This window comes from Neptuniibacter sp. 1_MG-2023, assembly GCF_030547185.1.
Classification (GTDB): domain Bacteria; phylum Pseudomonadota; class Gammaproteobacteria; order Pseudomonadales; family Balneatricaceae; genus Neptuniibacter.
In genome coordinates this window covers 124960-137013 of sequence record NZ_JAUOQR010000005.1, presented here as the reverse complement: position 1 = coordinate 137013, position 12054 = coordinate 124960, and the positions used below count along the sequence as shown (strand labels likewise).

Below are 12054 nucleotides of genomic sequence, written 5' to 3'. Positions count from 1 at the left end.
TTTTAAAATGACAACAGTTCTATTGGAGCCTCAAGAATTACAGGACAAGATTGATAGCGAGAAAGTGGTACTTATTGATACCCGTAATCCAGAGCAGTTTGCCGCAGGCCATATCCCAGGTGCTGTGAATATTCATGATATTTTTACCTTTTTAGCTGCATCTACACCAGAAGGTATTGCGGAGTTGAAAGGTAAGTTTGCCCGTGTGTTTGGTGATGCGGGGTTGTCGGGAGAAGAGACCGCGGTTGTTTATGAGGACTCAATGAACTCAGGCTTTGGTCAATCTTGTCGTGGATACTTTTTGTTATCTTATCTCGGCTATCCAAAAGTATCGATTTTGCATGGTGGTTTTCAGGCTTGGCAAGCTGCAGGCTTAGAAGAGACAACGGAAGTTATAACACCTACTGCCGCAGAGTTTCCGTTGGATCATGGCGCAGACGATTTGATGGTAGATAAGCATGATGTGTTAAAAGCGATCGACAATGACGATATTGTTTTGCTTGATGTGCGTGATGTTGATGAATGGGTCGGCACTAGCTCCTCCCCTTATGGAAAAGATTTCTCCTCACGAAAGGGACGCCTGCCTGGTGCGCGTTGGCTTGAATGGTATCGCTTAATGAAGCCGGGTGCTGTGCCGGTGTTTAAATCCTCAGAAGAGGTGTTGGCGGATTGCGCAAGTGTCGGTATTAATAAAGACAGTAACGTCTATATCTATTGTTTTAAGGGAGCTAGAGCATCAAATACGTTGGTGGCATTGAAAGCGGCAGGTATTGATAATGTAAAACTCTACTTCGGATCATGGAATGAGTGGGCAGAGGATGAGGCCCTGCCTATAGAAACGGGTCTACCTTACGCTTGTTAAAGAATATGTGTTGCTGATTAAAAACCCTGAACGTCTGTTTGGGGTTTTTTTATGTCCGGTCTGTAGATCTAAGGTTGTTGATGTCGTTTAGGTAAAAGGAGATGTCTGCTAGATAAGTGACAATGCTTAACAATGTCCATATTACAATTTATGACAATGCTAAATAAAACAGACAGGGAAATGCAAAAAATAATTTAAGTTATTGATTTTAAATAATTAATTAATGTTGGCATTGTTAGTGCAATTATCCAAGAAACATCTGAAATGTTTATAACAAAATATACAGTTCTGCTAAATCTTTTGGAGAAAAACATGAATACAGCAATGACACCAAAAACTGTTTCTAGCCACCTACGTTCGATTGATCGTGATGGTTTGATGGCATTTGCAGAAAAGGGACTTAACAACCCAGGTAATCGTGGCACAAACAAAGTTCATACCATCACTGATGGTCAGTACCGTACGGTGAGTCATATCAATCAGCATGAAGTGGTCGTTGATGAGCCATTGCACCTGTTTGGTGAAGACACAGCGCCAGCGCCGGGTGAAATCGTATTGTCAGGCCTAGGTGGTTGTTTGTGTGTAGGTATTACTGCTGTAGCGACTTGGAAACAAGTAAAACTGAGCAAACTAGAAGTTTTTCTAGAGGGTGATATAGGTAATCCTGCTGCATGGGGTGCCGGTGGTGCTGAGATGGAGCCTGAACAGATGGGTTTTCAGGAGATTCGTGTGAAGGTTCTAATTGAAGGCGATGCGTCACGTGAAGAGTTGGATGAAATTGTAACCCGCGCTAACTATTTCTCTCCAGTTGCGAACACTATGCGTAACCCAATTCCTTTCAGCATTAGCTTGATGGATTAATTGGATCACTAACTGACTTTGAGAGGTATGCCATGAATAGCGTTGCAGTTTCTTCAATTACAGCTCCTACAGCTACTACAGCTCGTTGGGCCGATGATGCCAAGGTGCTTGCCGATGTCGGTTTGGCTGCGCAGCAACAACTTGCGCCAGCAGCTAAGCGTATTGATGAGGGGTACTACCCGCTCGATATCATGGCAAGCCTCGGTCAGGCAGGTGCTTATGCTGGTCATTTAGATCAGCATGGTTGCCGGTTTGATTTATCGATTTCAGCGATGAGTGAAATTAGTCGTCATTGTGGTGCTACAGGTTTCTTGACCTGGGCCCATGATGTATGTGGCTTATATATGGAGCAATCAGGTAACCCCGCTTTGCTCGCACGGCTTGGTGATCATACTGCGGGGCTAACGTTTGGTGGTACAGGGTTATCTAATCCGATGAAAGCCCTCGCCGGTATTGAAAATATGGCCTTTAAAGCTAAAAAAGTACCCGGTGGTTACAGTGTCAGTGGCACCTTGCCTTGGGTGAGTCATATAGCTAAAGGCCAATATTGTGGCGCGGTTGCTGCGGTCGACCGTAGTGACGGCAGTCGTTCCCACGAGATTATGTTCCTACTGGATTTAGATGAGCGGGTAAGTTTACGTGCCTGTCCGGAGTTTTCCGGCATGGAAGGTACAAGTACATGGGCTATTACGCTCGTCGATTATTTTGTCAGTGAAGATCAGATGATTGCTGATCCTGCACGACCTTTTATACAACGTATTCGCGGTGCTTTTGTTCTACTACAGGTAGGCATCGCAGCCGGTATTATTCAGGGATCTATTGACTCTATGAGGGCAGTCGAACCTACCTTAGGTCATGTAAATCAATACCTCCACAACCGTCCAGATGAACTGCAAGCTGAGTTTGATGACCTGGTTGCCCGCACGATGGTATTAGCGAAAACCCCTTATGAAGGTAGTAAAGAATTTTTCCTTGATGTGTTAGATGTGCGTTCTCAAGGGGCCGAGTTATGCCTTAAAGCCTCCCAGTCGTCACTGCTACATCAAGGTGCCAAAGGTTATTTAATGAGCGCGGCTCCCCAACGCCGTATTCGTGAAGCGCATTTCGTCGCTATAGTCACACCAGCCATTAAACACCTTCGCTGGGAAATGGCTAAGCAAATGCGAGAGGAGGTACCAGCATGAGTAACCAATTTCCAGAATGGAGGCAGTATCTCTGTCGTGCCTGCGGCCTTATTTATGATGAAGAGAAGGGCGATCCAGATAGTGGTTTAGCACCGGGTACCCGTTTCGAAGATATACCCGATGATTGGGAGTGCCCTCTTTGCGGTGTTACCAAAACAGATTTTGAATTATTTGAAAAACCAGTAGCCGCAGTTATCGAGCAAGCTGAAAATTTCAGCAGTGAACCAGGCATTGTCGTTGTGGGTGCAGGGCTGGCAGGTTGGGCCGCTGTTGACGCGATTCGTCAACTTGATCAACAGGTGCCGATCACGCTCGTTAGTGCTTGTCAGGGTGATATTTATCACAAGCCTGAGTTATCGGTTGCTATTAGTCGGGGTTTAGATAAAGCAGCACTGATCAAAGAAACCGGTATTGATGCCGCACGTCGTTTAGGTGTGCAGCTCATATCATCCACCTTTGTTGTAGGTATTACGCCTGAATTAAATCAGTTACGTACTACTCGGGGCTCATTAACCTATACAAAATTAATATTAGCTCAGGGCGCTAAACCGGCTCTGCCTAAGCAGCTACCCCCTAGTCTGTGTTGGCGAGTGAATGATTTGAATAGTTGGTCTGGTATGCAACAAGCATTGGCAAAAGGTCCCCAGAAGATCGCTATTGTCGGTGCAGGAATGATTGGTTGTGAAATCGCGGAAGATTTTATTCGCGCTGGACATCAGGTTGCATTATTGGATCGCAATGACCTCCCGTTAGCCGGTTTACTGCCCACCTTAGCCTCTAAGCGTTTGGCAGAAAGCCTTTCCCGTTTAGGCGTGGATTATAGGGGGAATGATGAAATTACAGAGATTACTGAGTTACCTAATGGACAGAAGCAGATCCACTTTAAGCGAGGCAACACACTTGATGTTGATCAAGTCTTAGCGGCAACGGGTCTTATGACCGATAACCGTATTGCCCGTCATGCTGGGTTGGATTTTGAGCGAGGTATTAAGGTGGATATGAACACGTTGCAAACGAGTGAACCCGATATCTATGCGTTGGGTGACTGCATCAGTATCCAAGGTACGCCCTGTCGCTTTATTGAACCGATCAAGCACCAAGCTAAATCAATTGCCCATGCCATTCTTGAGCACGATAGCCGTGGCTATGAGCACAGTACACCGGTAGTGCGGTTGAAAACCCGCTCATTGCCAGTGGTGATAAATGGACTACCAGTAGCTGATGTAGCTTGGACGCTGATTTATGAAGATGCAGAAACCTTGATTATGGAACAAACAATTGAGAATCAGCTAGTGGCTCATTTAAAAGTGGGGTCAGGCTCACAGACTCAAGCGGCATAACTTTTATAGCAGGGTTGTAACGAAATACAGCTGTGCAAACAATGACATCGATCTTTATTGAAGGAAGACAACATGATTAGTAATCGCGAAGAAGTAACACAACTGATTTTGTCCGCTAAAGTACGCAAAGGTATTAAGTGGGGTTCTGTGGCTGAAACTATTGGTCTTTCAAAAGAGTGGACTACTGCTGCATGTTTAGGCCAGATGACCTTCGACAAAGAGCAGGCTGAAAAAGTAGGTGAACTATTTGAGTTATCAGATGAAGCGATCGCTTGGTTGCAAGTTACACCCTACAAAGGCTCTTTACCTACCGCTGTACCAACGGACCCATTGTTATACCGCTGGTATGAGATTGTGAGCGTGTACGGCAGTACGATTAAAGAGTTGATCCATGAAGAGTTTGGTGACGGTATTATGAGCGCGATCGACTTCTCTATGGATATTGAGCGCGAAGAAGACCCTAAAGGCGATCGTGTAAATGTCGTTCTTTCAGGTAAATTCCTTCCGTACAAAACCTACTAGCGTTTTATAGTCGGTACCCACTTGTTGGGTATCGGCTTTTTTCCTTGCCGGCCAGTTAATAACACAACGCTTTATTCTACTTGCAAAATTTCCTCATACATATCTCTTACCAAGCCTCTGGAGCTAATTAATGGCACCTGTAGTAGAACCCTTTTTTGATAGCACTACATCAACCTTCAGTTATGTGATTCATTCAGGTATAGGTAGTCAGTGTGCGGTTATTGATTCAGTACTTGGGTACAAAGCTAACTCAGGTAAAACGAATACTGACGTTGTGGATAAGATTCTCGTATTTATTGAGCAGATGAAGCTTAACGTTGACTGGATTCTTGAAACCCATATCCATGCGGATCACCTCTCTGCTGCAACTTATATAAGAAGTAAAGTCGGTGGACGGATAGCGGTTAGTCAGCAGGTCACTCAAGTGATCCATAGCTTCTCAAAACTGTTTAATGTGTCTGAATCTGATGATGAATTAGTCGCTAATTTCGATTACCTGTTTGATCAGGATGAGGAATTTACTATTGGACCTATTCAGTGCAAGGCGCTTTATTCCCCCGGCCATACACCGGCTGATATTGCGTATGTCGTAGCTGAAAAGATGATTTTTGTGGGTGATACCTTATTTATGCCAGATGTTGGTACCGCACGATGTGATTTCCCTGGGGGTTCCGCTGAAACCTTATATGCTTCAATTCGTAGAATTCTTGCTTATCCTGAGGATACTCAACTGATGATGTGCCATGACTACCCGCCTGCTACACGTACACATCAATCGGTAACAACCGTTGCAGAGCAGCGTAAGCATAATATTCATATAAACGATAAGGTGGATGAAACCGCATTTATCAGTGCGCGTAACAGCCGTGATAAAACTTTAGACTCGCCCCAGCTTTTGTTCCCCTCTGTACAAGTAAATATCCGAGCAGGGGAGTTTCCAAAAGCGGAAAGTAATGGTTTACAGTATTTGAAAATCCCACTGAATTTTTTGTAAGGGTTTGATGTTAAATATTTTTAAAGCGAATGGGCGGTTATCTTTTCCGCCCAGAATCATGCCACTGCTGTTCATCTAGAAACAGATAGACCGTTTTACTCAGGCAAAATCCAGTGTCAGCACAACACGCTTCTCACCTTGTTTCACCGCTGGAGATCGATGTACTGCACCTAAACCCTCATTGCCATACCAGCCTTCGCCTTTTAGTAGAACAATATCACCTTTGTTTACTTGCTGAATGTCGGCCATCTGAGAGTATAAACCTGAGACATCATCGCTTAAGCCCATATTACCCGGCCCAAGTTTATTACGATCTACATCGTCATTGCTGAGCCATTCGGTTCCTGACCCTTGATAAGTGCTCACCAGTCGACAACCTAACTTATCTATATGGAAGCGGGGGCACATAGCACGATCTAACACTTGTAATCGTAGGCCTATCTCATCAAGCTCGAACAAGCAGCTATACATCTCTACTAACAAAACGAGATCGTCTAAAAATACGGATTGTCCTGCCAAATCAGGTAGTGAGGATTTTAGCGACGCTAGCGCCGTTTTATGGTTGATCACAGAGCGGAGATTAAAATGTGGTTTGTTATGAACTAGTTCTTGGCAATAGAGCGCGATCTCATCAGGTAGTGAGCGTTGTACAATAACTAGATTGACCTGTTCTTCGTAGATTGATGTCATCGCTGCAGGAGAGTCTCCTGTTACATAGTTATTTTCATGCTGGTAATGCTCTAAATAAGTATTACTGTCTACTGACTCTGTGGCACCCACTGCGATCACCTGTCCTAATGAAATAAATCATTATAATATAACATAATGATTTATTTTGAGTCCCCCGCAATAGAAAATTATCTGCATATCACTGTTACCAATGCTGTGTTTATACCTTATGAAGGTTTGAGTCTTATATTTCAGTATGCTAATTTAATGTTAACTATCCGCTTTGGATCGGTGGGGTAATTACATAGGTTTATGTGACTAGATTTATGCGACCTCGTTGCGTTACTTGCCCGAATAGCCCCCTCTGAATTTTAGTGATGCCGTTCCTGTTCTATACCTAGGTGATTGACATCAAGGAAATTTCAGCCAGTTTGTTCGATACTACTTTAGGATTAAGTTAACTTTTTGTTTAAACGACATGTGAAGTCACCGTACATATAGGTCTGATTGTTGGCAGATCTACGTGCCTCTCCCTGATGATCAAATATGCCGAGATGGAACATAGTGTTGTTAATAACAGGACTAGTGCTGTTTGTAATAACTAGGTACAACGATTTAATAATGATTTGTTGACGAATTTTGGATAATGGAGAAAGACGTGAAGCGAGTAATAATTGTTGTGGTTTTAATACTTGCCACTGTAGGCGGCTGGCTCCTATGGCAGAACCTTCAAGCACCTGAACTGCCGGAAGGTCTCGCTTCGGGGAATGGACGTATTGAAGCGGTACAGATTGATATATCAACAAAAATCGCTGGGCGTGTAGAAACGATCTCTGCGAAAGAGGGCGACCTTGTTGAGAAAGGGCAAGTCGTTGCAACGATTGATACTGCTCAACTGCATGCTCAATTGTTACGTGCAGAGGCGGTCATTGCGAGTGCCGAAAGCCAAGTAGCAGCGGCAGAGGCATCTATTGCACAAGCTAAGGCTAAGCTTATTCTTGCCGAACAGGAACTGAGTCGCGCGCGGGAACTGGTGAAAAAGGGTCATACCAGTAAAGAGTCTTATGACACCCGTGTAAGTGAGGTCGCTGTTGCTAAGGCCAATCTGAATGCAGCTAATGCCACATTGGTATCGCAGGAACGTAATGTTGATGCGGCACGGGCAGATGCACAGGGAATCCAGACACAGATTGATGATGCCGTCTTAGTCGCGCCAAGTTTAGGACGAGTATTGTATCGCCTTGCGGAACCCGGTGAAGTATTAGGCAGTGGTGGTAAAGTGTTAACACTAGTGAATCTTGCTGATGTTTATATGGAGACCTTTCTGCCCTCATCTCAGGCCCATCGTGTTTCTATAGGTGCTGAGGCGCGGGTGAAGCTAGATATTCTTGATGTAGCGATTCCAGCAAGGGTTAGCTTTGTTTCCCCCGAATCCCAATTTACACCAAAAGAGGTGGAGACAGCGAGTGAGCGAGAAAAGCTCATGTTTCGTGTCAAAGTGCGCGTGCCAGAAACTCTAGTACAGGCGTATATAGACCGTGTAAAAACAGGGGTGCGAGGTGTAGCTTATATTCAGCTTGCTCCACTACCGGGCGAAGCGCTACCTGAGTGGCCAGCATTCCTCCAGAAGCTTCCAGCAAAAATTAATCCAGATAACATTAGTAACCACTAGCGGGTGCCAACTATGGCTGAACAGGATCGTCCGATCGCTCGTATTCAGGGTGTTACACATAGCTACAAAAAGGTCCATGCCGTTGATGATATAACGCTGGATATTCCTTCTGGTTTAATGGTTGGTTTATTGGGTCCCGACGGTGTTGGTAAGTCGACTTTGATGGGGCTGATCTCTGGCGCGCGTAAATTGCAAAAGGGGCATCTTGAGGTGCTGGGCGGTGATATGACTTCGGTCGATCATCGAAAAATTGTTGGCCCTGGGATTGCCTATATGCCCCAAGGGCTAGGTAAAAACCTGTATGCAGAATTAAGTGTTGAAGAGAATCTCGACTTCTTCGGTAAGCTTTTTGGCCAAAGCACAAGTGAGCGTAAAACACGCATTGAGCGATTAACTAAAGCAACGGGGCTACATCCCTTCCTCTCCCGACCTGCAGGTAAGCTGTCAGGGGGGATGAAACAGAAATTGGGTCTTTGCTGCTCGCTGATTCATGATCCTGATCTGCTAATATTAGATGAGCCTACCACGGGCGTAGACCCCCTATCTCGGCGTCAGTTTTGGGCACTGATCGCAACCATTCGTAAAGAACGTCCTAATATGAGTGTACTGGTTTCCACCGCCTATATGGATGAGGCAGAGGGTTTTGATTGGCTGGTGGCTATGGATGCCGGTCGAGTACTTGATACAGGTACGCCAGAGAGTTTAAAAGAGAAAACCGGCGCTGAGGATTTGGAAGCGGCGTTTGTGCGGTTGTTGCCTGAAAGTAAACGTGGTGACATGAGTGAATTGGTTATTCCACCTTTAGAAGAAAAGGGTGGAGAGCCAGCGATTGTCGCTAAAAATTTGACCCGCCGTTTTGGAAATTTTACCGCGGTTGATAATGTTAGCTTTGAGATACAAGCGGGTGAGATTTTTGGCTTTCTTGGCTCAAACGGTTGCGGTAAAACAACGACGATGAAAATGTTAACAGGATTGTTGCCAGTTTCAGAAGGCGAGGCCTATCTGTTTGGTCATTCTGTTAATGCGGATGATCTGGAAACCCGCAAACGTGTTGGTTTTATGACTCAGGCATTCTCCCTTTACGGTGAATTGAGTGTCGAGCAAAACCTAAAATTACATGCCCGCTTATTCCATTTAACGCCGGAGAAAACCGCTGAGCGTATTAATACCCTTGTTGAACGTTTTAGTTTGCGTGAACATCTGGGTGTATTGGCATCATCCTTACCTTTAGGTATTCGTCAGCGCCTTTCTTTAGCGGTTGCAGTTATCCATGAGCCGGAGATGCTGATTCTCGATGAGCCTACATCGGGTGTAGATCCTATTGCGCGAGATGGGTTTTGGGAGTTGTTGGTTGAGCTCTCACGGAAAGACAAAGTAACAATCTTTATCTCCACCCATTTTATGAACGAAGCGCTGCGCTGTGATCGTATATCACTTATGCATGCAGGGCGGGTACTGGTTTATGATGAGCCCAAGCACTTGGTTGAGGCAAAAGGAGCTGCTTCGTTAGAGGAGGCCTTTATTGGTTACCTTGAAGACGCGATCGGTGATAAGAGTGATGAAGCGAATAATGATAGTGCTATTCCAGCCACCTCACTAGCTGAAACCGCTGTAGGGTTGAGCGATGTTCAGCTCCCTCAGTCGTCAGAGACAAAAAAACAAGGGTTTAGTCTAAACAGGCTGCTTGCATATAGCTATCGCGAAATTATGGAGGTGATGCGAGATCCTGTGCGTATGGCGTTTGCCTTTCTTGGTAGTTCTCTGTTGTTGATTGTTATCGCGTATGGCATCTCATTGGATGTTGAAGATTTAACTTATGCTGCACTCGATAATGATAAAACCCCCGAAAGTCGTGAATATCTGAGTAACTTTGAAGGCTCGCGTTATTTTAGTGAACAACCGGCGTTAACCAGTAAAGATGAGCTTGAACGGCGGTTGAAGTCCAATGATATTACCTTAGCTATAGAGATCCCACCGGGCTTCGGTCGCGACCTTAAAAAAGGAGAAACACCGAGTGTTTCAGCGTGGATCGATGGCGCTAATACCACTCGAGCAGGCACTATTGCCGGTTATGTCAGCGGTGCACATATTCATTATCTGACGCAATTAGCGACGAATGCAGGTGTTGATGCAAGTGCGGTCTCAAAAGTCACGCTTGAGCCACGCTATCGTTATAACCCTTCTTTCGAGACCATCTACTCTATGGGGCCGAAGACTCCAGCTATGTTGTTATTACTGTTCCCAGCGATTTTGATGGCGGTAAGTATGGCAAGGGAGAAGGAGATCGGTACTATCACCAACTTTTATGTCACACCAACAAGCCGATTTGAATTCTTGCTCGGTAAGCAATTGCCCTATATTGCTATTGGTATGGTCAACTTTATTATTTTGACCTTGCTGGTGGTGTTTCTGCTGGATGTGCCTCTGAAGGGGAGCCTATTAGGTTTATCATTAGGAGCATTGTTCTATATTTTTGCTGCGACTAGCTTTGGTTTATTGATCTCAACTGTTACAAAATCTCAAGTGGCGGCGGTTTTTGCTACGGCTATTCTCTCCATTATGCCGACAATTAATTTTTCTGGTTTAGTTCAACCGACCTCTACTATGGAGGGGGGCGGACATCTAATCGGTCTATTGTGGCCCGCAACCTATTACATGCACCTGAGTGTAGCCGCGTTTACTAAAGGGTTAAGTTTCTCTGAATTGATGGGGGATATTCTTCTACTTGCTGTGTTTGGGCCGATTTTAGTCATTATTGCGGCTACATTTTTGAAAAAGCAGGAGGCCTGAAGATGAAAACTTGGATCAATATCTTCTGGCTTGGTATTAAAGAGCTGCGTAGCGTTTTTAGTGATCTAGTGATGGTCATACTGATCATCTATTCGTTTAGTTTAGCAATCTATTCGCAAGCTACAGCGACCAGTGAATCAGTTAATAATGCCTCTATTGCGATCGTTGATGAAGATCATTCGACACTTTCGCGTGCTATTGCAAACGCTCTTTATCCGCCTTATTTTAAAACGCCCGAACTTATCTCGCCTGCTGAGATTGATGCGTCTATGGATCTGGATCGGTTTATGTTTGTTGTCCAAATCCCGCCACAATTTGAGGAAGATGTACGCCGAGGCCGCCAGCCTAGTGTTCAGATCGATATTGATGCCACGGCGGTGACTCAAGCCAGTTTAGGTAACAGTTATATTCAAAACATTGTTGTTGATGAGGTTAATCACTTTATCAACCGTTCTGATGAAACAACAGCTTATCCCGTGACGTTAGTCCAGCGCCGCGCTTTTAATCCCAATGGTACAGGTATGTGGTTTGGCGCGATTAATGCATTGATTAATCAGATATCTATGATTACCATTATACTCACCGGGGCCGCACTGTTGCGTGAGCGTGAACATGGCACTATCGAGCACCTATTGGTAATGCCGCTAAGCTCGTTTCAGATCGTGATGTCTAAGGTTTTAGCTAATGGACTCATTATTCTTGTTGCCTTTTCTCTGTCTATGCTCATCGTTGTAGAAACCATTCTGGATGTACCGATTAGTGGATCCCGTTTTCTGCTGGTGGGAGGGACAACTATTTATCTATTTGCTGCTGCTGCTATAGGCATTTTCTTAGGCACTATAGCGCGTACTATGGCGCAGTTTGCGTTGTTGATGATTATGGTGATCATACCTATAACTATGCTTTCCGGTGGTCTAACGCCAATTGAGAGTCAGCCTGAAATTATCCAGCCGGTGACTTGGTTCTTACCTTCCCGTCACTATATGTCATTTGCTCAGGCAGTGATCTTCCGTGGCGCTGATATCACAATTATTTGGCCCCAACTGCTGATTATGATAGGTCTAGGTAGTATCTTTTTTAGTGCTAGCCTTGGGTTATTTAGACGTTCCATCGCTGTTAGTCGTTAATCTGCAATAGATTAAATGATGCGATGCACAATA

The 12054-nt window shown here is 44.8% G+C and carries 10 protein-coding genes; 9 read left to right on the top strand and 1 reads right to left on the bottom strand.

Annotation, left to right across the window (positions count from 1 at the left end; genetic code table 11):
- Positions 1 to 7 precede the first annotated feature (7 nt).
- From Q4492_RS07975 to Q4492_RS07945, 6 genes are all read left to right on the top strand, one after another.
- Entirely contained in the window at positions 8 to 862 is an 855-nt protein-coding gene (locus Q4492_RS07975; protein WP_303416750.1) for a sulfurtransferase, read from the top strand.
- A 312-nt stretch (positions 863 to 1174) separates the two neighbouring features.
- Positions 1175 to 1723 (top strand): OsmC family protein, encoded by a 549-nt coding sequence (locus Q4492_RS07970; protein ID WP_126158097.1) that lies wholly within the window; start codon positions 1175 to 1177, stop codon positions 1721 to 1723.
- A gap of 32 nt (positions 1724 to 1755) precedes the next feature.
- Positions 1756 to 2907 carry an acyl-CoA dehydrogenase family protein gene (locus Q4492_RS07965; protein ID WP_303416745.1) on the top strand — a complete coding sequence of 384 codons (1152 nt, stop codon included), beginning with the start codon at positions 1756 to 1758 and terminating at the stop codon, positions 2905 to 2907.
- The gene (locus Q4492_RS07955; RefSeq protein WP_368389435.1) at positions 2904 to 4247 is read left to right on the top strand and encodes an FAD-dependent oxidoreductase; all 1344 of its coding nucleotides are present in this window, start codon (positions 2904 to 2906) and stop codon (positions 4245 to 4247) included. The genes Q4492_RS07965 and Q4492_RS07955 overlap by 4 nt, the downstream gene beginning before the upstream one ends.
- Before the next feature lie 72 nt (positions 4248 to 4319).
- On the top strand, positions 4320 to 4769 hold the full coding sequence (cynS, locus tag Q4492_RS07950; protein WP_303416743.1) for a cyanase: 450 nt from the start codon (positions 4320 to 4322) through the stop codon (positions 4767 to 4769).
- Between the two features lie 130 nt (positions 4770 to 4899).
- Positions 4900 to 5763 (top strand): MBL fold metallo-hydrolase, encoded by an 864-nt coding sequence (locus tag Q4492_RS07945; protein ID WP_303416742.1) that lies wholly within the window; start codon positions 4900 to 4902, stop codon positions 5761 to 5763.
- Positions 5764 to 5862: 99 nt separating this feature from the next.
- Here Q4492_RS07945 and Q4492_RS07940 read toward each other — a convergent pair whose 3' ends face one another.
- A complete protein-coding gene (locus Q4492_RS07940) occupies positions 5863 to 6543 on the bottom strand; it encodes a DUF1826 domain-containing protein (RefSeq protein ID WP_303416740.1) in 681 nt (226 codons plus the stop codon).
- A gap of 547 nt (positions 6544 to 7090) precedes the next feature.
- On the opposite strand from Q4492_RS07940, the gene Q4492_RS07935 reads away from it, so the two are divergent.
- From Q4492_RS07935 to Q4492_RS07925, 3 genes are read left to right on the top strand one after another with little or no spacing between them, the layout of a single operon-like run.
- Entirely contained in the window at positions 7091 to 8104 is a 1014-nt protein-coding gene (locus tag Q4492_RS07935) for an HlyD family secretion protein (RefSeq protein WP_303416738.1), read from the top strand.
- Between the two features lie 12 nt (positions 8105 to 8116).
- Positions 8117 to 10894 carry a ribosome-associated ATPase/putative transporter RbbA gene (rbbA, locus tag Q4492_RS07930; RefSeq protein ID WP_303416737.1) on the top strand — a complete coding sequence of 926 codons (2778 nt, stop codon included), beginning with the start codon at positions 8117 to 8119 and terminating at the stop codon, positions 10892 to 10894.
- Positions 10895 to 10896: 2 nt separating this feature from the next.
- Entirely contained in the window at positions 10897 to 12021 is a 1125-nt protein-coding gene (locus Q4492_RS07925) for an ABC transporter permease (RefSeq protein ID WP_303416735.1), read from the top strand.
- Positions 12022 to 12054 lie beyond the last annotated feature (33 nt).

Excerpts from the sequence above, each read along its gene's own strand:
- Q4492_RS07975 (WP_303416750.1), top strand. The coding sequence starts at position 8 with ATGACAACAGTTCTATTGGAGCCTCAAGAATTACAGGACAAGATTGAT.
- Q4492_RS07970 (WP_126158097.1), top strand. The coding sequence starts at position 1,175 with ATGAATACAGCAATGACACCAAAAACTGTTTCTAGCCACCTACGTTCG.
- Q4492_RS07965 (WP_303416745.1), top strand. The coding sequence starts at position 1,756 with ATGAATAGCGTTGCAGTTTCTTCAATTACAGCTCCTACAGCTACTACA.
- Q4492_RS07955 (WP_368389435.1), top strand. The coding sequence starts at position 2,904 with ATGAGTAACCAATTTCCAGAATGGAGGCAGTATCTCTGTCGTGCCTGC.
- cynS (WP_303416743.1), top strand. The coding sequence starts at position 4,320 with ATGATTAGTAATCGCGAAGAAGTAACACAACTGATTTTGTCCGCTAAA.
- Q4492_RS07945 (WP_303416742.1), top strand. The coding sequence starts at position 4,900 with ATGGCACCTGTAGTAGAACCCTTTTTTGATAGCACTACATCAACCTTC.
- rbbA (WP_303416737.1), top strand. The coding sequence starts at position 8,117 with ATGGCTGAACAGGATCGTCCGATCGCTCGTATTCAGGGTGTTACACAT.
- Q4492_RS07925 (WP_303416735.1), top strand. The coding sequence starts at position 10,897 with ATGAAAACTTGGATCAATATCTTCTGGCTTGGTATTAAAGAGCTGCGT.